This window comes from Planotetraspora sp. A-T 1434 (genome assembly GCF_025420585.1).
Classification (GTDB): Bacteria; Actinomycetota; Actinomycetes; order Streptosporangiales; family Streptosporangiaceae; genus JAOEGB01.
Map to the genome: position 1 here is coordinate 13,117 of NZ_JAOEGB010000035.1, position 23,882 is coordinate 36,998.

28 protein-coding genes are annotated in these 23,882 nt (G+C 68.9%); 21 read left to right on the top strand and 7 right to left on the bottom strand.

What is annotated here, in order from left to right; translation table 11 throughout:
* The first annotated feature begins 148 nt into the window (after nucleotides 1-148).
* The 9 genes from N5079_RS31550 to N5079_RS31585 all read left to right on the top strand — a co-directional run bounded on the left by N5079_RS31550 (nucleotide 149) and on the right by N5079_RS31585 (nucleotide 4,741).
* Nucleotides 149-397 carry a MoaD/ThiS family protein gene (locus tag N5079_RS31550; protein WP_261587834.1) on the top strand — a complete coding sequence of 83 codons (249 nt, stop codon included), beginning with the start codon at nucleotides 149-151 and terminating at the stop codon, nucleotides 395-397.
* Nucleotides 398-436: 39 nt separating this feature from the next.
* Nucleotides 437-1,117, top strand: a complete 681-nt coding sequence (locus tag N5079_RS31555) for a DUF2993 domain-containing protein (protein WP_261587835.1) — start codon at nucleotides 437-439, stop codon at nucleotides 1,115-1,117.
* A 58-nt stretch (nucleotides 1,118-1,175) separates the two neighbouring features.
* Entirely contained in the window at nucleotides 1,176-1,688 is a 513-nt protein-coding gene (locus N5079_RS31560) for a sigma-70 family RNA polymerase sigma factor (RefSeq protein WP_261587836.1), read from the top strand.
* Nucleotides 1,685-2,476: an anti-sigma factor family protein gene (locus N5079_RS31565; RefSeq protein ID WP_261587837.1), complete on the top strand. Its 792-nt coding sequence runs from the start codon at nucleotides 1,685-1,687 to the stop codon at nucleotides 2,474-2,476. The genes N5079_RS31560 and N5079_RS31565 overlap by 4 nt, the downstream gene beginning before the upstream one ends.
* Nucleotides 2,477-2,543: 67 nt before the next feature.
* On the top strand, nucleotides 2,544-3,008 hold the full coding sequence (locus tag N5079_RS31570) for a TlpA family protein disulfide reductase (RefSeq protein ID WP_261587838.1): 465 nt from the start codon (nucleotides 2,544-2,546) through the stop codon (nucleotides 3,006-3,008).
* Nucleotides 3,009-3,055: 47 nt separating this feature from the next.
* Nucleotides 3,056-3,139, top strand: coding sequence for a putative leader peptide (locus tag N5079_RS35680; RefSeq protein WP_372446775.1), 84 nt, complete (start codon nucleotides 3,056-3,058; stop codon nucleotides 3,137-3,139).
* Nucleotides 3,140-3,195: 56 nt separating this feature from the next.
* Complete coding sequence (locus N5079_RS31575; protein WP_261587839.1) at nucleotides 3,196-3,606, top strand: DUF4395 domain-containing protein; 411 nt, start codon at nucleotides 3,196-3,198, stop codon at nucleotides 3,604-3,606.
* On the top strand, nucleotides 3,603-4,442 hold the full coding sequence (locus N5079_RS31580; protein ID WP_261587840.1) for a sulfurtransferase: 840 nt from the start codon (nucleotides 3,603-3,605) through the stop codon (nucleotides 4,440-4,442). Before N5079_RS31575 ends, N5079_RS31580 begins: the two co-directional genes overlap by 4 nt.
* The gene (locus tag N5079_RS31585) at nucleotides 4,442-4,741 is read left to right on the top strand and encodes a DUF1416 domain-containing protein (protein WP_261587841.1); all 300 of its coding nucleotides are present in this window, start codon (nucleotides 4,442-4,444) and stop codon (nucleotides 4,739-4,741) included. Before N5079_RS31580 ends, N5079_RS31585 begins: the two co-directional genes overlap by 1 nt.
* Before the next feature lie 355 nt (nucleotides 4,742-5,096).
* On the opposite strand, the gene N5079_RS31590 is transcribed toward N5079_RS31585, so the two are convergent.
* Together N5079_RS31590 and N5079_RS31595 are read right to left on the bottom strand one after the other, a co-directional pair.
* Nucleotides 5,097-5,522, bottom strand: coding sequence for a type II toxin-antitoxin system VapC family toxin (locus N5079_RS31590; RefSeq protein WP_261587842.1), 426 nt, complete (start codon nucleotides 5,520-5,522; stop codon nucleotides 5,097-5,099).
* Nucleotides 5,519-5,764, bottom strand: a complete 246-nt coding sequence (locus N5079_RS31595) for a CopG family transcriptional regulator (RefSeq protein ID WP_261587843.1) — start codon at nucleotides 5,762-5,764, stop codon at nucleotides 5,519-5,521. The genes N5079_RS31590 and N5079_RS31595 overlap by 4 nt, the downstream gene beginning before the upstream one ends.
* A 1,447-nt stretch (nucleotides 5,765-7,211) precedes the next feature.
* Here N5079_RS31595 and N5079_RS31600 point away from each other — a divergent pair.
* Nucleotides 7,212-8,498, top strand: a complete 1,287-nt coding sequence (locus tag N5079_RS31600; protein WP_261587844.1) for a hypothetical protein — start codon at nucleotides 7,212-7,214, stop codon at nucleotides 8,496-8,498.
* 3 nt (nucleotides 8,499-8,501) lie between these two features.
* On the opposite strand, the gene N5079_RS31605 is transcribed toward N5079_RS31600, so the two are convergent.
* Genes N5079_RS31605 through N5079_RS31615 form a run of 3 tightly spaced genes read right to left on the bottom strand, consistent with a single transcriptional unit; the run spans nucleotide 8,502 to nucleotide 10,899 of the window.
* Entirely contained in the window at nucleotides 8,502-9,479 is a 978-nt protein-coding gene (locus N5079_RS31605; protein WP_261587845.1) for a hypothetical protein, read from the bottom strand.
* On the bottom strand, nucleotides 9,476-10,222 hold the full coding sequence (locus tag N5079_RS31610; RefSeq protein WP_261587846.1) for a DUF4352 domain-containing protein: 747 nt from the start codon (nucleotides 10,220-10,222) through the stop codon (nucleotides 9,476-9,478). The genes N5079_RS31605 and N5079_RS31610 overlap by 4 nt, the downstream gene beginning before the upstream one ends.
* Nucleotides 10,222-10,899, bottom strand: coding sequence for a hypothetical protein (locus N5079_RS31615; protein ID WP_261587847.1), 678 nt, complete (start codon nucleotides 10,897-10,899; stop codon nucleotides 10,222-10,224). The genes N5079_RS31610 and N5079_RS31615 overlap by 1 nt, the downstream gene beginning before the upstream one ends.
* Before the next feature lie 144 nt (nucleotides 10,900-11,043).
* On the opposite strand from N5079_RS31615, the gene N5079_RS31620 reads away from it, so the two are divergent.
* The 5 genes from N5079_RS31620 to N5079_RS31640 all read left to right on the top strand — a co-directional run bounded on the left by N5079_RS31620 (nucleotide 11,044) and on the right by N5079_RS31640 (nucleotide 18,795).
* Entirely contained in the window at nucleotides 11,044-12,978 is a 1,935-nt protein-coding gene (locus N5079_RS31620; protein WP_261587848.1) for a hypothetical protein, read from the top strand.
* Complete coding sequence (locus N5079_RS31625) at nucleotides 12,975-13,112, top strand: hypothetical protein (protein ID WP_261587849.1); 138 nt, start codon at nucleotides 12,975-12,977, stop codon at nucleotides 13,110-13,112. The genes N5079_RS31620 and N5079_RS31625 overlap by 4 nt, the downstream gene beginning before the upstream one ends.
* Before the next feature lie 46 nt (nucleotides 13,113-13,158).
* Nucleotides 13,159-16,539, top strand: a complete 3,381-nt coding sequence (locus N5079_RS31630; protein ID WP_261587850.1) for an ATP-binding protein — start codon at nucleotides 13,159-13,161, stop codon at nucleotides 16,537-16,539.
* 290 nt (nucleotides 16,540-16,829) lie between these two features.
* Entirely contained in the window at nucleotides 16,830-18,098 is a 1,269-nt protein-coding gene (locus N5079_RS31635; RefSeq protein ID WP_261587851.1) for a Mur ligase family protein, read from the top strand.
* Nucleotides 18,088-18,795, top strand: a complete 708-nt coding sequence (locus tag N5079_RS31640; protein ID WP_261587852.1) for a type 1 glutamine amidotransferase — start codon at nucleotides 18,088-18,090, stop codon at nucleotides 18,793-18,795. The genes N5079_RS31635 and N5079_RS31640 overlap by 11 nt, the downstream gene beginning before the upstream one ends.
* 154 nt (nucleotides 18,796-18,949) lie before the next feature.
* Here the strand turns inward: N5079_RS31640 and N5079_RS31645 are convergent, their stop codons facing one another.
* The gene (locus tag N5079_RS31645; RefSeq protein ID WP_261587853.1) at nucleotides 18,950-19,312 is read right to left on the bottom strand and encodes a DsrE family protein; all 363 of its coding nucleotides are present in this window, start codon (nucleotides 19,310-19,312) and stop codon (nucleotides 18,950-18,952) included.
* A gap of 138 nt (nucleotides 19,313-19,450) precedes the next feature.
* Here N5079_RS31645 and N5079_RS31650 point away from each other — a divergent pair, with 138 nt between their 5' ends.
* From N5079_RS31650 to N5079_RS31670, 5 genes are all read left to right on the top strand, one after another.
* Complete coding sequence (locus N5079_RS31650) at nucleotides 19,451-19,948, top strand: FABP family protein (protein WP_261587854.1); 498 nt, start codon at nucleotides 19,451-19,453, stop codon at nucleotides 19,946-19,948.
* A 53-nt stretch (nucleotides 19,949-20,001) separates the two neighbouring features.
* The gene (locus N5079_RS31655; RefSeq protein ID WP_261587855.1) at nucleotides 20,002-20,145 is read left to right on the top strand and encodes a hypothetical protein; all 144 of its coding nucleotides are present in this window, start codon (nucleotides 20,002-20,004) and stop codon (nucleotides 20,143-20,145) included.
* A 229-nt stretch (nucleotides 20,146-20,374) separates the two neighbouring features.
* A complete protein-coding gene (locus N5079_RS31660) occupies nucleotides 20,375-20,524 on the top strand; it encodes a hypothetical protein (RefSeq protein ID WP_261587856.1) in 150 nt (49 codons plus the stop codon).
* 328 nt (nucleotides 20,525-20,852) lie between these two features.
* A complete protein-coding gene (locus tag N5079_RS31665; RefSeq protein WP_261587857.1) occupies nucleotides 20,853-21,263 on the top strand; it encodes a Fur family transcriptional regulator in 411 nt (136 codons plus the stop codon).
* A gap of 72 nt (nucleotides 21,264-21,335) precedes the next feature.
* Nucleotides 21,336-22,397 carry a YgfZ/GcvT domain-containing protein gene (locus N5079_RS31670; RefSeq protein WP_261587858.1) on the top strand — a complete coding sequence of 354 codons (1,062 nt, stop codon included), beginning with the start codon at nucleotides 21,336-21,338 and terminating at the stop codon, nucleotides 22,395-22,397.
* Nucleotides 22,398-22,466: 69 nt separating this feature from the next.
* Here N5079_RS31670 and dtd read toward each other — a convergent pair whose 3' ends face one another.
* Nucleotides 22,467-22,892, bottom strand: a complete 426-nt coding sequence (dtd, locus tag N5079_RS31675; RefSeq protein ID WP_261587859.1) for a D-aminoacyl-tRNA deacylase — start codon at nucleotides 22,890-22,892, stop codon at nucleotides 22,467-22,469.
* Nucleotides 22,893-22,937: 45 nt separating this feature from the next.
* Between dtd and N5079_RS31680 the strand changes: the two genes are divergently transcribed.
* Entirely contained in the window at nucleotides 22,938-23,879 is a 942-nt protein-coding gene (locus N5079_RS31680) for an asparaginase (RefSeq protein ID WP_261587860.1), read from the top strand.
* The last annotated feature ends 3 nt before the right edge of the window (nucleotides 23,880-23,882 follow it).

Consider the following 23,882-nt stretch of genomic DNA (forward strand, 5'->3'; position numbering starts at 1 on the left):
CCAGGTCCATTAGTTCGTAGGGTAGCCCACAGGAAGTTCGCGTCCAATGTGGGTCCATCGTGTAAACAACGCTGCACGCGGATTAAAGCCGTAACAGGTCGGTCACGCATAGTGGTCAACCGCGTGACGGAAGGGAGCTGAGGGGCCGATGGCCACCGGAACGGTCCGATACTGGGCCGCGGCGAAAGAGGCCGCGGGCATCGCCGAGGAGCCTTTCGACGCGGAGACTCTGGCGGATCTAGTCGCCAAAATCACACGAAATCCGCAGATTGAGCGCGTGCTGCGCCGTTCGTCCTTTCTGGTGAACGGCGCGCCGGCGGGCACGCGCGATCCGAGCACGGTCAGCCTTCCCGAGGGCGCCGTGGTCGAGGTTTTGCCGCCCTTTGCCGGGGGATGAGGGCTACGCTGATCACGAGGTGCTCCCGGAGGAGTTCGGATGCGCAAGTTGGTCGTCTTCCTGATCCTGCTGGCCATCCTGTTCGCCGTCGTCGACCGGGTGGCGGTCGTCGGCGTCCAGCGGGAGATCGCCCGGCAGATCGAGGCGAAATACGATCTCGCCGAGCCGCCTTCGGTGCAGGTCAAGGGCATTCCCTTTCTCACTCAGGCCATCTCGGGACGTTACGAGGAGATCGCCATCGGCATGGGCCCGATGACCCGCGAGGGCGTCAAGATGTCGAAGATCGACGCCACGCTGTACGGCGTGTCCGCCCCGCTGTCCGACCTGCTCAAGAACGCCGAGAAGACGCGGATCAGCGCCGAGCGCGTCACGGGCACCATCGTGATCTCCCGGGAGACCCTGTCCGCTCGCGCGCCGCGCGGCATCCGTGTGGAGGGAGACGGCGGCGACACGCTGAAGGTCTCCGGGAACCTCACCGTCCTCGGGCGGACCGTGCCGGTGACCGCGGACATGAAGCTCGAGGTCGTCCAGGGCGGGGTGCGGCTCACCCCGGCCAGTGTGAAGATCGCGGGCGGCTTCTCGGTGCCCAGCCCCGAAAGGCTCATCACCTTCACCGTCCCCGTGAAGAACCTTCCGCTCAATCTGAAGATCACATCCGTGAAGTCGACGCCCCAGGGCCTCGCGGTAGAGGGCACGGCGACCGATGTCCCGCTCAAATGATCCCAGTGATCCGAGTAATCCTCATGAACCGGACGGCCCCGCCGTACGTGAAGAGGGTGTGAGTCCAGCCGGAACCGCCGACGAGGAGCTCATACGGGCGCTTTTCGAGGATCACGGAGGGCCGCTGTACGGCTACGTGCTGCGGCTGACCGGTGATCCGGGCAGGGCGGAGGATGTCGTGCAGGAGACGCTACTGCGGGCGTGGCGGCACCCTTCCGTGCTGGAGGGGCGCCCGGTCCGCGCGTGGCTGTTCACCGTCGCCCGCAACCTCGTCGTCGACCAGCACCGGGCTCGCAAGTCGCGGCCGAAGGAGACGAGCGACGAGGCGCTGGCCGTCCTGCCCGCCGACGACGAGCTGGAGAAGGCCGTCGAGTCGTGGGGGATCGCGGACGCCCTCGCCTCGCTCAGGCCCGAGCACCGAGAGGTGCTCATGGAGACGTACTACCGGGGGAGATCGGTGAAGGAGGCGTCGGAGATCCTGGGGATCCCGCCGGGAACGGTCAAGTCGCGCACCTACTACGCGCTCCGGGCGCTGAAGCTGGCCCTGGAGGAACGGGGGCTCGCGCCATGACCTGTGACGACGTGCGGATGTCGCTGGGGGCCTACGTCCTGGGGGCGCTGGACGACGACGAGATCGCCGAGGTCGAGGAGCACCTGGACAGGTGCCCGGCGTGCCGTGCCGAGCTGGCCGAGCTGTCGGGACTGCCGCCCGTGTTGGCCCGTGTCTCCGAGGAGGACATCCAGCACGCGGGCACGCCCCCGCGTGCCGTACTGGACCGGCTCGTCGCCGCGTCGGCCAGGCGCAACCGCCGCTCCCGCGTGCTGCTCGCCCTGGCCGCGTCGGTCGTCGTCGCGGCACTGGGCGGCACGGCCTGGCTGAGCACAGTGCACACGGAGTCGCCAAGAACCTCGGCGGCTCTCAGCGGCCCGGCTCAGGCGGAACAGGCACCCCCGGACGCCGCCGGAGGGAGCGCGGGCACCGCCGACAGCAGAATCGGCGATCCGAATCCGCTGACCGCGCCGGCCTCGCCCGGTCCCTACGTCGACATGAAGGTGCCGTCGGTCGAGCATGTGGGGAAGAACGGGAAGTTCCGCCTGGAGGTCCGGCTCACCCCCGAAGAGGGCGGGACCGCGGTCATGGCGGAGGTCTACGGGGTGCCCGTCGGCACGCACTGCCAGTTGCGCGCGATCGGCTTCGGCGGCGCCGTGTCGCCGGCCGGTAGCTGGACCGTGGCGGCGGCCGACTACCGCGGGCGCAAGGCCGAGTTCGGCGGCTCGACGGATCTCCAGATGGGTGAGATCCAGCGTTTCGAGCTGCTCACTTCCACTGGCCGCATCCTGGTGACCGTCCCGATGTGACGCGCATGTCGTCACGCCTCGGGGGGCACGGGAATGAATCTGGGCGAGGGGCGGGTTCCAGACCGTGATGGCAGGAATCGTTGTCCTGGGTGTGACGCTCGTCGTGGGCGTGCTCATCGGGCTCGTCATGAGGCGCCGCGACGGGAGGCTGCGTGCCGTGAGGCAGCCGGATCAGGCATCTACCGATGAACGTGCGCGTTCGGCGGTGACCAGCGGCGACATCGGCGCCGACCTGGGGGAGCGGGCCACGCTGGTCCAGTTCTCCACCGCGTTCTGCCAGCCGTGCCGGGCGACCCGCCGCGTCCTCGATGAGGTGGCCGCGATGGTGCCCGGCGTGCGCCACGTCGAGATCGACGCGGAGTCGCGGCTCGACCTGGTCAAGCGTTTTGACGTTATGCGCACCCCAACAGTCCTCATACTGGACCATTCCGGACATATCGTGAAGAGGGCGTCAGGTCAGCCGCGGAAGGTGGACGTCATCGCCGCCATCGGCGCCGCCGTCGATGGACCGTCTCACGAATCGTCTCATTAAGCGGACAGCGTGTGACAGATGGCGAGACGACGGGTACTGTCATGGTCATGACTCCCACGACAGAGCTGCTCACAAAGCGGCGCGCGGTTGATTTCTGCCGCGTCGCCACCTCGCTCTGTCGCATGGCCTGAGGGTGATTCCCGCGGCTCACCGCCGCATTCCGTGAATCCTTCAGGAGCATCCCACGATGCAAATCGACCCTCGTGGCCCCCGATTCGGGGCAGCCATAACGACTCTGGTTCTCGCGCTCGTCCTGGTGACGCGCAGCCCCTGGCTGCTCGCCGCCCAGACGCTCGTGTTCGCGCTCGGCGCCTTCGACGCCTCTCCGTACGGGCTTCTCTTCAGGAAGCTGGTGCGCCCGAGGCTGAGTCCGCCGAGTGAGCTGGAGGACGCCGCGCCACCGCGCTTCGCGCAGGGTGTCGGGCTCGGGTTCGCGATCGTGGGTCTGATCGGGTTCGCGGCGGGGATCACACCGCTGGCTCTGGGTGCGACAGCAGCGGCACTGCTGGCCGCCTTCCTCAATGCAGCCTTCGGCTTCTGCCTCGGCTGCGAGATGTATCTGATCATCCGCCGTCTACAACCTGGGAGAATTCAATGAGCCGCTCCGCCGTTCTGGTGGACGCCGACTGGGTCGAGGCCAACCTCGACACGCCGGGTGTCGTGCTCGTCGAGGTCGACGAGGACACCAGCGCCTACAACAAGGGTCACATCCGCGGTGCCGTGAAGATCGACTGGAAGCAGGACCTGCAGGACCCGGTCCGCCGTGACTTCGTCGACAAGGCCGGCTTCGAGGCCCTCCTGTCGTCCCGTGGCATCGCCAACGACGACACCGTCGTCCTCTACGGCGGCAACAACAACTGGTTCGCCGCCTACGCCTACTGGTACTTCAAGCTCTACGGCCACGAGAACGTGAAGCTGCTCGACGGCGGCCGCAAGAAGTGGGAGCTCGACTCCCGCGAGCTCGTCGAAGAGGTGCCCAGCCGCCCCGCCACGACCTACACGGCCAAGGACCAGGACCTGTCGCTCCGCGCCTTCCGCGACGACGTCGTGGCCGCGATCGGCAAGCAGAACCTGGTCGACGTGCGCTCGCCCGACGAGTTCACCGGCAAGCTGCTCGCTCCGGCCCACCTCCCGCAGGAGGCGGCGCAGCGCGGCGGCCACGTGCCGACCGCCCGCAACATCCCGTGGTCCAAGGCGGCCAACGACGACGGCACCTTCCGCTCCGACGACGAGCTGAAGGGCCTCTACGCCGGCGAGGGCGTCGACTTCAGCAAGGACACCATCGCGTACTGCCGCATCGGGGAGCGCTCGGCGCACACGTGGTTCGTGCTGCACGAGATCCTCGACCAGGCCAATGTGAAGAACTACGACGGTTCGTGGACCGAGTACGGCTCGCTCGTGGGCGTGCCGATCGAGCTGGGGGAGGCCCGCTGATGACTGTTCAAGGTTGCGCCGCACCGGAGCAGACCGTGGCACTGCCGGCAGGCATCGACCTGTCGAGCCAGGCCGTGATCCAGGGCGTCGTCTCCGGCGCCGGTACGGCTTACGCCCGCCTGCTCGACCACTCCGGCGAGTTCACCGGTGAGGTCGTCGTCTCCGACGAGGGCATCTTCCGCTTCTTCGCCGCCCCGGGCCAGTGGACCGTCCGCATCATCGCGGGCGGCGGCATCACGAAGGACATCTCGGTCGAGGCCAAGCTCGGCGAGGTCGCCCAGCTCGCCGTCGCCGTCTGACCTGTCTGATCCAAGCCCCGAAAGGCCGGTGCGTCCCCACGGACCCACCGGCCTTTCCGGTTGGCTATGGCTGTCACCATAGGGAGCGTGTGGGGGATGCCAGAGAATCCGACCTCAGGGAATGTGCCGATCACCGACGAGCTTGTCGACGAACTCGCAGACGAGGCCGCCGAGGGTTACGACACAGAAGCGCTACGCCGTCGCGGAGGGCGACGAGCGGTCACTCCCGTCTTCGGGGAATGGCCACGACCTCTATGACGACCGATGAGATCACGAGGATGTGGCGCGGCGACGAGTAGTGCTCCCCTGCACGCGTGCTGCATCTCCGTAAGCGCTTCTCATACGGCTCGAGCCATCAGGTGAGCGGGTTCACCCAGCGCAGGCCGGAGAACCGGGCGAAGTCGGTGTCGGTGGACACCATGGTCAGCCCGTGCTCGATGGCCAGGGCGGCTAGATGGGCGTCGGGAAAAAGATCGAAGCGCGTCGCTGACGGCATGAGCGACGCCAGCACCTCCCCATGCCTGTCGGTCGGGGTGGGAATCCATGCGGGAGGAGCGGTGAGCCATGCTTCTACCTGCGCCCATGCGACCTGCGTCGGCACCGGGTATTCGCTCAGCTTGGGATTCGCCACTATGCGAGCGAATGCGAGCAAACTGGGCCATGGCAGGCCGACCCGGGTCCGTCCGCTCAGCTGATCATCGAGCCATGTCTGAGCGGCCTTGTGCTGGGGATACTCCTCGATGAAGGCGTAGATCAGCACGTTCGCGTCGACAAGGATCACAGCAGGTCGCCGTCTTCGAGGTCGTCGAGGACCCCGGCCACGTTGTCCACGTTGGTGACCCGCAGCCGCCCAACGCTGGCACTGCCCGTTTGGAACCGGCGCGTCGGCTCTACGGTGTCGAAGTTATCCAGTCCCTTGCGCAACGCCTCGTTGACGATGTCCTTCAAAGTGAGCTTCCGTTCATGGCGCAGCCTTTCAAGGCGTGCGAAGACCTCGTCATCGAGCGTGATGGTAGTACGCATGCATCAAATCATAAACGAGATGATGATTTGATGCTAGAAACGAGTTTGCTGGGGCATGCACGCGCCGGTGCTTCCGGTTGACCGGGCTGGATCTGGGCACAGAGGTGGGCCGTGCTGAGGTCGGGCGGTGGCGGCTGCAAGTCTCTCGAATTCCCGTCGCGCCTGGTGGCGTCCGTCTCATGCACATGCGATGTCGCCGACAGCGTGCTGCCCGACTCAATAGCATGCGGCAGGTGTCGCTCAGCCAGTGTCGCGGGGTCAGGGGCTTCCGCCTGGCACGCCACGCTGAGTCATTTCCCGGTTCAAGATCGAATAGCCGGATGGTGGGCAACCCACGATGCGCGGCGACCTTTCCACGTCCGAAATAGCTCTGCGCGTGGTGCTTCACCTGTTCGCATGACCCTGACGGAAAATTTGGACCGGACATGCTCGGTGAATTACGGGCATGCATATAGGCGGAGTATCGGCGGGGCGCGTTCAAAGAATTTTATGAGTATTTGCTCTTGTTAAATATACTGTTTGGCAAATTTCGACAAATCGGCCTAAATGGCCTTTACGTGGCCTGTCATTGGAGACATAGTGATCATTGATGTGTCGTCGAGCAGGAAGGGCCGAATATGAAGGTTTCACTCCGGACAACTATCGCCGTGGTCGCTCTGGCCTGTGTTGGGAATATCGCCTTAGGCACCTCTGCCCAGGCGTCGGCTGTCGCCACGGTATACGTCGGCGGAGTCCTTCGAGCAAAAGCAGTTCAATCGGGGACCGCGATAGAGGCGCATGACGTCTCCAAGGATGGCTACTCAGCAGTAGTCAGGATTGAATGGTTCGGTTTCAATCGCGAGGGCAGCGCCTGCCCGGATAACAATGGCGACGGGTTCCCGGATCCGGGTGATTGTAGCTCTTACACCTCTGGGACATACACTCTGTGGAACCCTCAGGGGGTGAATACCTATACTGAGTTCGACCTGACCCTTCAGTGGTCGAATGACCCAATGTGGTATTTCCCCAGGCGTATCCAGGCTTGCAGGGGCTCATATGGATCGGGAACCATCTCATCCTGCGGCCCTTGGATGGTGGTGGATGTTAACGATCTCCCTATATGGGGCTGACCACTTCTCTGGATGGGTCAAGATAGCACTGCAGCAACCAATTTGCGACTGTGTTGACAGTCGGTCTGTCTAGTGCCCTGACCGGCAAGGTTTGCCCGGAGGGAGCGGTGTCCAGAGTGGTGTATCGCAAGGCGGAGGAGGAGGTCGTAGCGGAGCCTACGGCCGACGACGACAACGCAGCGAGGTGCCGCACTGGGTGCCGCGACGGGGCAAAAGATTGACGGGAGGGCACTAGGTGGTCACTGATAGTCGCTAGGGTGTCCAGAGCGCGCGTTCTGGCAGGCGTCGATCTGCACAGTTGTCGCCGCTAAGGTAGGGCCACCGATAGCATGCGGCAGATGTCCGGAACGTCGGCACTTTCCCTCCCCAGCCAGGCAGCCGCACCACGTGGGTCGTCCTGGATGCTGTCGCCGTACGCGCTGCCTGCGCATGCCTTGCGCATCGCCGCCAGGTGCGCGCTGCCGCTGATCATCTGGTTCTCCCTGGGCCGCCTCGTGCGCTGGGGGCTGCTCCTGCTGGCGGCGACGCTCTCGCACGGGTCGTGGTACCAGGCGCGCCTCATCGTCGTGCTGTTCCTGTTCACGCTGGTCGTGATGACGTCCCTCGCCACGACCGTGGGCATGCTGTACGTCATCCGCGACGCCTTGATGGAGACCCGGGCAAGGCGCACCGCAGGAGAGGGGCGCGAGGGGATCTTCGGTGCGCTGAACCGGACCGCTCTCGTGTTCTCCGGTCTCTACATGACGTGGGGATTCGTCGACCAGGATGTGCGAGATTTCGAGAACATTGACATCTTCCGGCAACCGGACAGGTGGCTGGTCGATCGGTTCGCACACGAAGAAAGCACAGTGGCGCACGGGCTGACCGGCCTGGATGTCAAGGTCTCACTCCTCGCGATGGGGATGGCCTACTTGATCAAGACGTTTTTCGGGCGTCGCCACGAGGCGAATGAGGGCCGCTTCTCGGGGATCTTCGCCACCTTCGGCGAGCTTGCGTTCGTCTTCTACGGCCTCAACGCGACCGCCGCCGCCGTCGGTGCGCGAACGGACTGGATCGGGCATCGCGCCGTTGTCGCGGTATGGCACAACTGGTTCGACGGTGCCAAGGCCGACATCCCAGGATGGGAAGCGTTCTGGGGCTTCGTCGGCGAGGTCTGGCCGTACGTAATCGACGCGCTCGCCGCTCCGCTCGCGTGGCTGACCGTCGGCATCCTGGTCTACGGAGCGTACGCGGAGGACACCCAGACCACGATCAGGGGGACGCGACTGGAGCGGGCCGCGACGCATCTGGAACGGACGCACAGCCTGACGCGGCGGGCCCTGACCAAGCTGACCGCCGGATGGACGGAACGCTGGGTCCCGCTCCTCAACTCTCTGCGGCTGACCGCGCGTGGGGGCGCTCCGCTGTTCGGCCTTTTCGCGCTGTGCTACGTCGGGCTGCACATCGGTGGCGACTACCTTGGCCGGGGTGGCCGCTACCTGTTCGCCAGCGACAAGCCATACTTGTGGCTCGCGACCGATGTGCCCGTCGACTTCGTGGCAGACCTGCTCGTCACAACGCTGTCGATGTGTCTCATCGCGGCGACCTTCGACCTGGCGGCGAGCAGAGACCGGGCCGGCCGGTAAAGGTCAGCGGAGGAACCGCAGCACCTGGTCCATCTTCTCTTCGGATTTCACCGAGTCCTTCATCATGTCCGCCACCGACTGGTCAGGAACGCTTCGCGCCGTGCTCGGGCGCAGCAGGACTTGGACTTCGTCGGCGACAGAAGGAGGAACCACGCCCATCAGTTCCATCCGGTACGGCATGCCCACCTTGTTGTCCGCAGTGTCCGGTGGAGTCTCGTCCTTGACCTCTTGGGTGAGCCAGATGCGACCGGACCGGTCCGTCAGGGTGACCTTCGGTGCGCCGTGCCGGATGGCGCCCTCAGCGTCCAGCGCCGTCCTGATGGCGGTGACCTTCACCCACTGGCGGTCGGAGGTGTCCGGCTTACCGGTCGGATCGGGGATGCGCTCCAGCCTGACCTGCCAGGACACGTGCTGCCACGTTCCCGCCTGACCTGGCTGGATCGTGTGGATCTGATCTTTCGGCTGAGCGTATTCGTAGACTCGGTAGCCGAACCATCCGGGGAGGCCGACGGTGAGGACGACGGCGGCCAGGGCTCCAGCCCCCAGCAGGACTGTCCGCCGCCCGCGAGGGGCCGTCCCATTTTCACCGGCACGGGGATGGGCATGAGATGGCTGAACGTCAGGCCGCCGGATGTCAAGCGCGGGCGATGGCTCGGCGGGGACCGGTGGCGCGGGTGACGATGGGATGGGAGAGGGCTGGGCGGCAGGTGGGGGCATGGCCCGCGTTCCCCTGAGGGCGGGGAAGGGCTGCGTCGACCTGTCCTGTTCCTCGTCGGGCTCGGGCTCCGGCTCGGGTGGCCACACCCGCCGGTCCCGCGGCTGCTTGAGCGTGCCAGGGATCGGTATCGCCGCAGGCTGGGGCAGCGGACCGCTGTAGGTGATGTCGTTGATGTCGGTGGGCTGGCTTGGCGGCGGCGCGAACCAGTCGCGCGTGTCCGGGCGCTTCTCGTTCGGCTTTCCGCCCATGGGTGGCTCGCTCATGAGGTCTTGTTCACCAGTGAGTGGTACTCCTCCGCCCGCGAGATGAGTCGCGTGGTGGCGTCGTCGGAAAGGCCCAGGTCGATCTCTGCCTCAGGCGCGAAGTTGTCCACGACGATGGCGGAGACCGACGGTATGAAGACCAGTCGCGCTCCGGGTAGCGCCTCCCTGGGCACTTCGAAGACCAGGACGCCGCTGGACCAGAATCCCGGCTGGAACCACTTGTTGAAGAGCGTGAGGCTCTGGTCCACCTTGTCGGTGGGCTGGTAGCGCTTACCATCCGCAGTAAGGAGCACCGGAGGGCCGATCGTGCTCAATTGCACGGGCTCGCGGGGAGCGGTGGCGGAGACATTCGTCAGAAGGAAAAGGTTGCTGGTGCCGACCTTGGTCACGTCGCCGCTGAAATCCTTGGTGTCCACGGCTTTGGCGGCGGAGACCGACGTCACCTTCACGGTGAATTGGTTTGTTTCTATCGCCTGACCGAGGTTGCCTTTCGTCGTGAGGAACGAGTTGCGCTGCTCGAAGGGCATGGCGCAGGTCTGCGCGTAGATGGCGGCCGACGCGAGCGCCAGGCCCGCCACGGCACCGGCGGCACGTCGCGCCAGGCTCTTCCTGGCGCGAGGCTTCCCTGCGGCCCGACCGACCGGTCTGGTGTCCGGCTGTGTCCCCGGCTGTGTCTCGACCTGTGCGTCCACCGGAGTCTCCGGGTGGGTCACCGCCTGCGTCTCCCCCTGTGTCACCGGCATCACCCGCGCTCCTGCCGTACGGGAAGGGTGACCTGGGCGGCTACCGCCGGCACGATGGCCTCGGCTTCACTGCCGGCATCGGTGGGCAGGTCACCCTCTGGTGCGACCTGCCAGTAGTACGTCTGGTCGCGATCGCTGATCTTGTCGTAGACGAAACTTCCCAAGTCGACAGTGACCGCATTGGGAGCCGTCGCGGTGGGCTCCAACTCGTATTTCACGACGACGGTCGTCGTTATCCCTGGGTGCAACTGCTGGCTCTTGATTCCGTAACTGAGCACTGATGCGTCAGGACCGTACTTGGTCTTGATCTCAGGCGTGACGCGGAGGATCGATCCCGCGAAGCCGCTGACCCTTTGAACCTTGTGACCGGGCTCGGGAACCACACCCACAGTCGTGGTCTTGTCGCCCTGGTTGGTGACTTTTAGGACGAGTTCCAGGTAGCGCTTGGAGCCGCCGAAATCGTCCTTCTCGGTGGTGTCGATGGCCTTGATGAACTGGGTGCGGAACTGGCCCTGGTCGATCACCTGGCCCTGGGCGACCTTGGGCGGCGGCTCCTCCGGGGCGTCCTTCAGCCCGCCGAACAAGGCGGTGACGCCGAGCCCTATCGCGCCCAGCGCGGAGGCGACCGGGACCAGGACCGGGCGTCGGCGGCGGGAGCCACGAGGGGGTGACGTCATGGGTAGGGATGGTAGTACGCCCACACTTGAACCATCGGGCGCATTCGTCCCACCGGTGGCCGGAATTACGTCCGAATGGCGAGAAGCCCGTACTGACAGGGCTTTCAGCTCCTACGCTGTGACCGAGGCGGACATGGAGGGCCCGTGGGCGACCCGCACCCCGAGCATGCCCAGCTTCAGGCAGACCGCATCTACCTGGGCTGGCAGTACGCTCTGCTGTACCCGGATCCGGGACCACCGCCCAAGCGCCCGGCCCGGGAGGATGTGGCGGAGTCCCCAACCGGGCCTCCCGCCGACGCGGAATGGGTCCAGCGGGAGCGGCTCCAGGAGGATCTGCTCAACCGTCCGGTCCGGATCTTCCGTACGTTCATGGCGGTCGTGGCGGCGGGCATCCTCATCCTCGGTGTGACGGGGCTGCTGACCTGGTCGTTCGTGTTACTCGGCCTGGTGGCGTCCGGCGGCGTGGCCGCGATCTGCAGCTACGCCATCCACCAGGGCCACCGGGCCGTCAACGCCCGGGTGAGTGAGCGCCGCGCGCGAGCCGAGCGTGAGCGGGAGCGCCGCGAGCGCGAGATGGTGACGGCCCAGGAGGAGCACGCCGCGAAATACCGCGACTGGGCCGAGAAGAAGAGCATCTTCGACAGGCAGCTCACCTGGTATGCGGTGGCAGTGCCCGACGAGATCGACCGCGTGGACGTGGCGGGCGGGACTCTGCCCGGCTGGTCCGCCCTGATCACGCTGATCGGCGCGACCCGCCTCTACAGCGGCGGCCACCTGACCGTGCTCGACCTGTCCGAGGGCGCGATCGCCAAGGACCTCATCGAGCTGGCCAAGCGAGGCGGCGACGACCCGCTCGTCTGGGTGTTACCGGTGGACCTGCCGAAGCTCGACCTCGGCGCGACGCTCAAGCCTGAGGCTTTCGCCGACGTGCTGGCCCACGTCGTGAGCGTCAGCGAGGAGACGAGCAGGGACATCGGCTTCGACAACGCGATCCTGGAGCGGGTCCTGGAGGTCCTCGGCGAGAACGCCACGATCAGCCAGGTCACCGCCGCGCTCCGGGCGCTCGCGCAGGTGGGCGACCCGCGCGACGACATGAAGTACGGCCTGCTGACCGCGACCCAGCTCGAACGCATCGGCACGCTCTTCGGCCGCGGCGTGGCCGACCGCGTGGTGATCGAGCGGGCCTGGGCACTGGAGTCCCAGCTCCGCAAGCTGGAGACGCTCGGCTCCGAGGCCGTACGGCTCCCGCCGGCGCGGCTGCGGGTGGTCAGCATGGACCGGCAGGCCGGCGTCTTCGGCAACCGGGTCCTCGGCACCTATGTGGCCACGGCGTTGACCCACATCCTGCGCCAGTCGCCGGCGAGTGAGCGGCCCTGGTATCACACGATCATCGTGGCGGGCGCGGACAAGCTGCGCGGCGACGTGCTGGACCGGCTGATGGACGCCTGCGAAACCTCCCGGACCGGGCTGGTCCTGACCTACCGGAGCCTGACTCCGACCGTGCGGGAGCGTCTCGGCCGGGGCCACGCCGCCGTCGCGTTCATGCGACTCGGCAACGCGGAGGACGCCCGGGTCGCCAGCGAGCACGTCGGCACCGAGCACCGCCTGGAGCTCGCGCAGCTCACCGAGACGTTCAGTTCGGCCGTCCACGGCCCCAGCGGCTTCTACACCTCGACCGTGAGCGCCGGCCGTACCGGAACGGAGGAGAAGGGCGAGGGGGACCTCAAGGAGGACATCACGGAGTCGACCGAGTGGGGGCGCAACGCCACGCAGGTCGCGGAAGGGGTGTTGCAGCGGTCCCGCGAGTTCCTGGTCGAGCCGCACCAGCTCCAGCAGCTCCCGACGACCTCCGTGATCGTCACCCACGCCACGGCGGAGGGGCGGCAGGTGCGGCTCGCCGACGCCAACCCGGCGATCCTGACCTTCCCGAAGACGACGCTGGGCGAGTTCGAGGAGGTGCGGCGGGCGGCCCTGGCCCCCAAGGAGCCCGAGCCCGAGCCCGAGCGGCTCGACGAGGACGCCCCGCCGCCCAACCTGGGCCCGCCGCCGCCCCGGCTCGACTGGCGCAAGCGGCCATGACGGCGGCCGTGACGGCGGCCGTGACGGCGGCCATGACGGCGGCCGTGACGGCGGCCATGACGGTGGCCATGACGGTGGCCATGACACCGTTCGGATCCGGTAAGGGCATGGTCAACCGGGATGTGCGCCGTTGATCGTTGAAAGAGTCTTTCCCCTGTTCATCGTCGAGTGAGGGGTCTCATGCATCCGTTCCCCCTGAGCGGGCCGTGGTACCGGATCCAGGCCATCACCGCCCCGTCGCGGAGCTCGTCGGCGGAGTGGGACTTCGTCACGGTCCTGCCCGCCGTTCTTTCCGCGGCGCAGCGCAACCGCCCGTTCGTCATCGGCTGGCTGTCACGCGGCTCCGGCGCGCCGCTCGAGCTCATCACCAACGCCGGGCCGCTCACGCCGCCGCGCCCGCCCAAGCGCGCGGTCGCGTCCGTCGACGCGCCGGTGACCGGACCGCAGCCGCTGCTCTTCCCGGGCGGCGCCCGCGGGGTCGAGATCGGCGAGGAGTGGCTGGCCGACCTGGCCGACCTCGTCTGGACACCCTGCCCCGGCCGCCAGGCGCCTCCGCTGTACGGCAGGCGCGAGCCCGAGCCCGATGAGACCAAGCGGCCCACGCTCTTCGAGTCGACCCTGGTAACGCTGATGTCCCGGCCGTTCGGCTGGGTGGTCGTGGCCGAGCCGACCGACCTGCTCGACGACGAGGTCGCCCACCTGCGCACCCAGCTCAACGTGCTCCGGCAGTACGGCGACGCCTCCGAGAGGTCGCGGTTCGACGCCGAGCGGGCCGAGCGGCGAATGCAGGAGCTCGACGCCTTCCGCGAGGCCGGCCTGTGGAACGTGCGCGTGCTGGCGGGCGCGGCCGGGCCGGACGAACTGCGGCAGATCGCCCCCGTGCTGGTCGGCTCCGTGGAGATGAGCCACCACCCCTACCGGCTGCGCAGCGCCATGTCCCTGCCCAGACTCTCCGGTCCCAAGGCATCCGAGCCCGGCCTTCCCGGCCCCGCTCATCCCGCCCTCTCCGGACCCGCCGTACCGGCTCCCGGCGTTGCGGGGCCCGAGCGTGGCGTCACGGCCGGTGAGTCCGTGTACGGCTTCGCCGAGGCGCTGGCGGTCAACCTGGAAGACCCGGCCGACGGGGCGGCGGCGCCGTTCGCGGCCACGGCGGGGGCGCTGGCCGCTCTGGCGGGTCTGCCGCGCCGCGAGGTGCCGGGAGTGCGGGTGCTCGACGCGGGCTTCTTCGACGTGACGAGCGAGGCCGAGGTCGAGGGCTGCACCGAGCTGGTGGACCTCGGCGCGATCGTCGACGGGCAGGACCGGGCGGTCGGAGCGTTCCGCGTGCCGCTGGCCACCCTCAACCGCCACGCGTTCATCACCGGGGCCACCGGATCGGGGAAGTCCCAGACCGTCAGGCACCTGCTGGAGGAGCTGACCAAGGCGGGCATCCCGTGGCTGGCGATCGAGCCGGCCAAGTCCGAGTACGCCGCGATGGCCGGCCGGGTCGAGCACCTCGCCCCGCTCACGGTCATCAACCCGTCGGCGCCGGACAACGTGCCGTTCAGCGTCAACCCGCTCGCGCCGGAGCCGGGCTACCCCGTGCAGGCGCACATCGACATGGTCCGGGCGCTGTTCATGGCCGCCTTCGACGCCGAGGAGCCGTTCCCGCAGATCATGTCGCTGGCGCTCCAGCGGGTCTACGAGGCCAACGGCTGGGACGTGGTCACCGGCGGCGGCATTCCCGGCGCGGCGGTGCAGCCGGCCGTGCCGACCCTCGAACAGCTTCAGCAGCACGCCCTCGAGGTGATCCAGGAGATCGGCTACGGCAACGAGGTCCAGGCCGACGTCGAGGGTTTCATCAGCCTCCGGCTGCGCAGCCTCCGGGTCGGCAGTGCCGGCAGGTTCTTCGAGGGCGGCCATCCGGCGGACATCGGCGGCCTGCTGCAACGCAATGTCGTGCTCGCCATCGAGGACGTGGCCAACGACGAGGACAAGGCGTTCCTCATGGGCACGCTGATCATCCGGATCGTCGAGCACCTCCGGATGCGCGCCAGGCAGGAGCCGCGCCACGAGGAGGGCGGCTCGGGCCTCCGGCACGTCATCGTGATCGAGGAGGCTCACCGGCTGCTCAGGGATCGCGGCGCCCAGCGAGCCTCCACCCACGCCGTCGAACTGCTGGCCGGGATGCTCGCCGAGATCAGGGCGTACGGCGAGGGCATCATCGTGGCCGAGCAGATCCCCACGAAGCTCGTCTCGGACGTGGTCAAGAACACGGCGCTCAAGGTCGTCCACCGCCTGCCGGCCGAGGACGACCGCCAGCTCGTCGGCGCCGCGATGAACCTCAGTGAGGACCAGTCGCGCCAGGTCGTCTCGCTCCAGCCGGGATACGCCGCGGTGTTCGCGGACGGGATGGACCGGCCGCTGCGGATCCAGGTGCCGCTGGGGGAGGACCGCGAGCACCCCATGCTGAGCCCGGTGCCGCCCATCTGCGGCCGCCGGTCGGCCGCGTGCGGGCGCGAGTGCCGCACGGGCAAGGCCTGCACGCTGGTCGAGCTCCGCGAGGCCGACCTGCTCGCGGTCGCGCCCGAGTGGGCGTGGCTGCGGATCTGGACGGACACGGTCATCCTGGCGTTCGTGACGAACCGGTCGCTGCCCGGCGTCCCGCGCGTTCTCGCGGACATCTGGGCGGAGCTGCCGGTCAAACGCCGGGAGTGCCTGCTGGCCACGCTGATCGAGCGCGCCGTCGCCGGCCGGTCCTGGTCGCTGCGCACCTGGTTCGACCCCACGCTCCTCACGGAGAAGGCCGCGGAGGTCGCCGCCGGGCTGCTCGGGCCGGGAAGCCTCCGGGCGAGGGACCTGAGGCCGGAGGACCTGATGGCGGGGAACTCGGGGCAGGAGGACTCAAGCCCGGGGAGCCTCGGGCCGGGGGACGCCGCGCGGCCCATGCAGGCCGGCGACCGCCCCGGCGCGGCGTGGGTCATCCCGCAGGTCCGCTGGCTGCACGAGGTCGATCGGCTGTTCCCCTTCGGACACCCCGCGCCCAACCTGCGCAGCCCCGCCCCGGCGATGGAGTACGCCCTGTTCGGCACCGACCCCACCGGGCGGCCGTACGCGCACCAGGGACTCAACGGTGGCGTGAACGGCAGCGCCGACGGCGAAGCCGATGCGGTTCGGGAAGGCGCCGGTGTTCAGGCGAGCGCCGACGGCGGTGCCGCCGCGGCCGTCAACGGCTCGGGAGGCGGGTCCGTGGGCGGGGACACGGCTGTGGCGGTCGGCGTCCGCACGGAGTTGCTCGGCCACCGGGCCAAGGCGCTGCGTCATCACCCGCTGTCGATGGAGTTCGACCGTAACCGCGCTCTGGCGTGGCGGGCGATCCTCGGCGACGACGAGCACGAGGGCATCCAGAGGGACGTCGCGACCGTCGCGATCGGCGTCGAGCCGCGGGACCGGGCCAAGCACGTCGCCCAGACGATGGGCGCGGGCTGGCTGGAGACCGTGCTGTCCTGGCCGCGCCGGTTCGTGCTCCCCTTCGACGGCGAAACCGCAGCCGAGCTGTCCTTCCCTACCCTCGGGCCGTGATCATGTGGTGATCATGCACAGCTTCCCCCGCATGGCCCCCCACCCCCCAACCCTCGGGGGTGATCATGCACAGGGTCCCCCGCATGGCCCCCCACCCCCCAACCCTCGGGGGTGATCATGCACAGGGTCCCCCGCATGGCCCCCACCCGGCCACCCTCGTGGCGTGATCATGCACGGATTCCCGCCCATGGCCGCTCACCTGCGGCGATCCCTCTTGGGATCATGCAGTGCCGTACGGCTCCCGCGTCGCGAGTCGGTCAGCGGTGGCGAGCGAGGCTAGGATCGCGGGCATGAGTCAGCTTCCGTTGCGGGCGCAGCTCGCCAGTGCTCTGGGCCGCACGGCCGCGACGCTGTCCAGGGCCACCGGACGTGGCGACGGTTCGGTGATCGGCGGCAGGCTTGGGCTGATGCTGGAGCCCGACCTGCTGCGCAAGCTCGCGGCGGATCGCAAGCTCGCCCTGGTCAGCGCCACGAACGGCAAAACGACGACCACGCGTCTGATCACCTCGGCGCTCCAGGAGTTGGGAGACGTCGCCACCAACGCGTTCGGCGCCAACATGCCCGCCGGGCACGTGTCGGCGCTGTCGTCCGCGAAGGCCGCGCCGTACGCCGTGCTGGAGGTCGACGAGAAGTACCTCCCCGAGGTGCTCGACACGACCAACGCCGGGATCGTCTGCCTCATGAACCTGAGCCGCGACCAGATGGACCGCGCGGCCGAGATCTGGCTGCTCGCGCAGAAGTGGCGCCGGGCGCTCGACGGCAAGCCCGCCCACGTGATCGCCAACTGCGACGACCCGCTGGTGACCTGGGGGGCCTCCACGGCCGCCCGGGTGACGTGGGTCGCGGCCGGGCAGCGCTGGCGTGAGGACTCCTGGTGCTGCCCCGAGTGCGGAGGCCCGCTCGACCGGGGCGGGTCCATGGCCGCCGGGCAGGGCGCCGCGGCCGGCACGGACTCCTCCTGGGCCTGCCGGGAATGCACCTTCCACCGCCCCGAGCCCAACTGGGTGCTCGACGGCAACGACGTCATCGACCCGCGCGGCCACCGCTGGCCGCTCGACCTGCAGCTTCCCGGCCAGGCCAACCGGTCCAACGCGGCGATCGCGCTGGCCACCGCGGAGGCGTTCGGCCTGGAGCCCGCGAGGGCCCTGCCGAGGCTGCGCACGGTGACGTCGGTGGCCGGGCGCTACACGACGGTCGAGCGCGACGGGCGCTCCCTGCGGCTGCTGCTGGCCAAGAACCCGGCGGGCTGGCTGGAGGCGTTCGACGTCGCCGACCCCGCCCTGCCCATCATCCTGTCGGTCAACGCGCAGGGGCCCGACGGCCGCGACACGTCGTGGCTGTGGGACGTGGACTACCGCATCCTCGGGGGCCGTCCCGTGTACGTGGCCGGGGAGCGCCGCCTCGACCTGGCCCTGCGGCTCGACGTCGCCCGGGTTCCGTTCCAGCTGTGCGACTCGTTCGACCAGGCGGTGTCCGTGCTGGCGCCGGGCCGCATCGACGTGATCGCCAACTACACCGCGTTCCAGCAGATCCGAGCGGAGTTCGGCCGTGCAGTCTGAGTTGTCTATCGTCTGGATCTACCCGGACCTGCTGAGCACCTATGGCGACCAGGGCAACGTCCTGGTCCTGGAGCAGCGGGCCCGCGCGCGCAACATCCCGACGCGGACGGTCTACGTCCGCTCGTCCGACCCGGTGCCCCAGCAGGGCGACATCTACCTGATCGGCGGCGGCGAGGATCGGCCGCAGATTCTCGGCGCCGAGCGGTTGCGCAAGGACGGCGGGCTGCACGCCGCCATCAGCCGGGGAGCCGCGATGCTGGCGGTCTGCGCGGGCTACCAGATCATGGGCTCGGTCTTCGGCGGCGAGGAGGGCCAGCCGGTGCCCGGCATCGAGCTGCTCGACATCAGCTCGGGCCGCGGCGAGCGGCGGTCGGTCGGCGAGCTGGCCGCGGATGTCGACCCCGCGCTGGGCCTGCCGACGCTGACGGGCTTCGAGAACCACATGGGCGTGACCAGGCTCGGCCCCGGCGTGCGGCCGCTGTCCCGGACGATCGTCGGCACGGGCAACGGCGATGGCACGGAGGGGTGCTACGCGGGCAAGGTCATCGGCACGTACCTGCACGGCCCAGCGCTGGCCCGCAATCCCGCCCTCGCCGACCTGCTGCTCACCTGGGCCGCCGGGCCCCTCGCGCCCATGGACGACACCTGGTATCAGCGGCTCAGAGACGAGCGCCTCCGCACCGTCATCCCGCGATAGACCGGTACATCCCGCGATGGAGCCCGTACATCCCGCGACGGGCCCAGTGCATCCCGCGACAGACGCGTATGGACCGCGTCGTACGGCGCGGCCACGCGCGGGTCAGTACACGCGCGGGATCAGTGCACGCGCGGGATCAGTGCACGCGCGGGTGTCAGTACACCAGGGCCTGGACGTCGGGGGCGAGGACTTCCTCAACGAACGTCGACGCGCCCGCGATGCGGACGCCGTCGATCACATCGTCGACGGTGATGTCCCGGCGCGCGGCGCACTGGGTGCAGAGGGTGACCCGGCCACCGACGAGCACCGCGTCGAGCAGGTCCGCCAGCGGCGCGGCCTCCGCGAGGGTGAACTCCTTGGCGCGGCCGGGCAGCGAGAACCACGCCGACTCGCCCGTCAGCCAGAGCGACACGGGGACACCGCTCGCCAGGGCGGCCGCCGCTACGGTGAACGCCTGGTTGCAGCGCTCCGGGGCGTCCGCGCCGGCCGTCACTTTGATCACCAGTGATCGTGCCATGGTGGCAGCCTAGTCGGCGGTTGGTATGCCCGCGTCAGCGCATGCCGTACAAGTCGGTATAAATCGTTAAGCCGCCGTCTGGCCAGGTCGTGAGCGCGCACGATGATCGGCTCGCCGGGGCCTCTAAGCTCGTGTCCCATGGACGTACATCCCGACCTCGAGCCGATCGCCTTCCTCCTGGGCCGCTGGGAGGGGGCCGGTGTGATCGGCTATCCCACCATCGAAAGCGCGAACTTCGGCCAGGAGGTGGTGTTCGGGCACAACGGGAAGCCGTTCCTGAGCTACCGCAGCCGGACCTGGCTGCTGGACGCCGAGGGCAACAAGGTCCGCCCGCTGTCCACCGAGACGGGCTTCTGGCGGATCCAGCCGGAACGTCAGATCGAGGTCTGCCTGGCCCACCCCACCGGCATCGTGGAGATCTACGTGGGGGAGGTCGTCTTCCACAAGATCGAGCTGCGGACCGACATCGTCGCCCGTACGGCCACGGCCAAGGAGTACACCGCCGGTCACCGGCTGTATGGCCTGGTCAACGGCAATCTCATGTACGCCTATGACATGGCGGCCATGGGTCACCCGCTGCAGTCCCACGCGTCCGCCGAGCTGAAGAAAGTCGCCGACTTCACGCCGGAAGACTGAATCACCCGTCACACCAGCCCCTCCGCGACCGATATGCCTACGGCGGAGGGAGCGTGATGAAGCCACGGGCGCTGGTGCTGGCACCGATGCGCGGCCCCGCGTGGGAACGCCTGCGAGAGCTGACCGACGTCGTCTACGAGCCCCCGGCGCGGTGGCCGCACCGGTCGTACGCGGCGGGCGAACTGGCGGCCCGTTGATGAAACCGGGCGCCGTCTTCGTCAACGCGGTCTCACCACGCCTTCATGACATGGACGCTTTCGCCGGAGCCCTGAGAGCGGGGCATCTCGGCGGCGCGGCGCTGGACCATGCCCCCCACCCCACGCATGCCCCCCACCCCACGCATGCCCCCACCCCACGCATGCCCCCCACCCCACGCATACCGTCCACGCCGCAGCCGGCCTCGGCCCGCTCCACCCACTGGCCGCCATGGACAACGTCGTCCTCGCGGCGCACATCGGCGCCGCGACCTACGACACCGAGGTCAACCACACCCGGATGATCTGTGGCGACATCGTGCGGCTCCTCGGGGGCGAGCGCTCGCTCCACTGCGCCAACCCGCAGGTCCTGAAGGCATAAAAAAGAACCCCGGGCGTGCTCCGCCTCCTGATGAGGCGGGCCGGCTGGACCATGGCCGGAGAGAGCTCTCCGACCGCCGGCTGCCCGGGGTTCCGGTGTCTGTCGAGGATTCGCCGGGACGTCGTACGACATCCAGACGGAAGGTCCAGATGGACGACGTCCTAGCGGACAGCCACCTCGCTAGTCCAACAATGACTAACCATTATTCGGACCACCTCCCTTCTGCGTGCTTGCAGGCTATGCGAGCGACTCAAGAGCGGCAAGCGATTAATTGCGGAGCTCTGTGATCACCCGCGACCGGGCCGGTCAGGCGGCATAAAATCTGGTCATGGCCGAGACTTGGCACGACGAGCTGCGGTCGCGCGGCTACCGGATCACCCCACAGAGGCAACTCGTGCTGGAGGCCGTCACCGAGCTGGGGCACGCCACGCCGGAGGACATCTGCGGCCGGGTCCAGGAGACCGCCCGCGGGGTGAACATCTCCACGGTCTACCGCACGCTGGAGCTGCTGGAGGAGCTCGGCCTGGTCACGCACACCCATCTCGGCCACGGGCCGCCCACCTACCACCTCGCCTCGGAGGCCGATCACGTCCATCTCGTCTGCAGGGGATGCGGCGAGGTGACCGAGGTGGCCCCGGAGCTGGTCCACGGCCTGGTCGCGAGCCTGGACAGCGAGCTTGGCTTCGCGACCGACGTCCGTCACCTCACCGTCTTCGGCCGCTGCCGCAAGTGCCGCTGACCCCACCCCACGTGTACGGCTCGCCCGGCGGCAGCCGTACACCATGGAAAACGACCTAATAGCCTTGAGGGCATGCGGAGCCCTTTGCTTGACACACCGGGAGCCGTCGCCGCCGAGGCGCCGGACGAGACCATAGCGGGCCACTACGGCGATCCCTACGCCGAGCAGCGTGCGCTCGCGAGCGGACAGGCGCTGGTCGACCGGAGCAACCGTGAGGTCGTGCGGATCTCCGGGGCGGACCGGCTGCGCTGGCTCAACGACCTGAGCTCGCAGAAGATCGACACCCTCGCGCCCGGCACGCCGGCCCAGACCCTGTTCCTGGACGCGCAGGGCCGGGTCGAGCACCATCTCACGCTCGTGGACGACGGCGAGGCCGTGTGGGCGCACGTCGAGCCCGGCACGTCGGCCGAGCTGATCGCGTTCCTGGAGAAGATGCGGTTCATGCTGCGGGTCGAGGTGGCCGACGTGACCCCCGGCTACGCCGTGGTGACCGTCGCCGCCCCCGGTGAGACGTCAGGCGTCGCCGCCGCCCCGCCGGACGGGGCCATCGTCATCGGCGGCGACCTGCTGGTCCCGCGTGAGCGGCTGGCCGGCGTGGCGTCGGACCTCGGCCTGCGCCCGGCGGGGATCTGGGCCTACGAGGCGTTGCGCATCGAGGCGCACATGCCCCGGCTCGGGTTCGAGACCGACCACAAGACCATTCCCCACGAGCTGGGCTGGATCGGGACGGCCGTGCATCTCCAGAAGGGCTGCTACCGGGGACAGGAGACGGTCGCCCGCGTCCACAACCTCGGCCACCCGCCGCGCCGGCTCGTGTTCCTGCACCTCGACGGCAGCGTGGACGTGCTGCCGCCCCATGGCGCTCCGGTGACCCTCGGCGTCAGCACTCCGGCCGAGGCCGAACCGGAGGCGGCCGTCGAGGGCGCGGCCGAGCCGGGCCAGATCGGGTTCGTCGGCTCGTCCGCGCGGCACTATGAGCTGGGGCCGATCGCCCTCGCGGTGGTGAAGCGGACCGTCCCCGTGGACATCGACCTGCTGGCCGGCGGTGTGGCCGCGACCCAGGAGGTCATCGTGCCGCCGGACGCGGGCCGCAACGTGGCGATCGACCCCGCCCTCAGGCGCCGGATCCGCTGACGTCGGGGCCCCGCGCGGGGCGACCTGGGGAACGCGGGGTCCGGGCGGCGCGGGGGCCCGGGGGACGTTTCAGACGTCCAGGACGAGGGTGATCGGGCCGTCGTTCGTCAGGGACACCTTCATGTCGGCGCCGAAGACGCCCGTCTCCACCCGTGCGCCCGATGAGCGCAGCTCCGCGACGACGGCCTCCACCAGAGGCTCGGCCACCGGCCCGGGAGCCGCCGCCTGCCAGGTCGGGCGGCGGCCCTTGCGGGCGTCGCCGTACAGGGTGAACTGGCTGATCACGAGCAGCGGCGCGCCGATGTCGGAGCACGACTTCTCGCCGTGCAGGATGCGCAGCCCCCAGAGCTTGCCGGCGAGCCGGGCGGCCTCGGCCGGCCCGTCGGTGTGGGTGACGCCGACGAGCACGAGCAGGCCGGGCTCGTCGATCGCGCCCACGACCTTGCCCTCGACCACCACCGACGCGGAGCTGACCCGCTGAACGACCGCACGCATGGCCCCGCATTCTGCCACGTATGACCTCTTCGTAGACTGCCCGTCATGTCCGAACTCATCGTCGAAGTGGTCCGCTCCGGGTTCGTCGAGTCCGTTCACAGGGCACGGGTCCACGCCGTGGACGCCGGGGGCTCCCCGGTCATGGTCCACGGTGACACGTCGAGCCTGGCGTCTCCCCGCTCGTCGATGAAGCCGCTGCAGGCTCTCGCCATGGTCCGGGCCGGTCTGGCCCTGGAGAACGAACTGCTCGCGCTTGCCTGTGCCAGCCACAGTGGCGAGCCGTACCACGTCGACGGGGCGCGGAAGATCCTCGCCGGTGCGGGGCTCGACGAGACCGCCCTGCGCTGCCCGGAGGACCTCCCGCTCGACACGGCCGCCATGCACAAGGTCATCCGCGCGAACGGCGAGCCCAGCAGGATCTACATGAACTGCTCCGGCAAGCACTCCGCGATGCTCGCCACCTGCGTGGCGAACGACTGGCCGATTGAGGGATACCTGGACCCGGGCCACTCCCTGCAGAGGGCGATCCGGGCCACGGTGGAGGAGCTGACCGGGGAGCGCGTCGCGGCGACCGGGGTGGACGGCTGCGGCGCCCCGCTGTTCTTCGTCTCGATGATCGGCGTCGTCCGGGCCTTCCGCCGGTTCGCCCTCGCGGCTCCCGGCAGCCCGGAACGGCGCATCGCCGACGCGATGCGCGCCTATCCGCAATGGACGAGCGGCACGGCACGGCCCGAGGCGGAGCTCATGCGGGCGATCCCGGGCCTCATGGTGAAGGGAGGCGCCGAGGCGTTCGACGCCTTCGTCTTCGCGGACGGCCGCGCCGGCGCTGTGAAGGTCGAGGACGGCGGCTACCGGGCCCGCGTGCCCGTCACCGTGGCCGCCCTCCGGGCCCTCGGCCTCGACGCTCCCGAGCTCGCCGGGCTCGCGACCACGCCGCTGTTCGGCGGGGGCCGCCCGGTCGGCGAGGTCCGCGTCGGCCCGGCTTGAGTA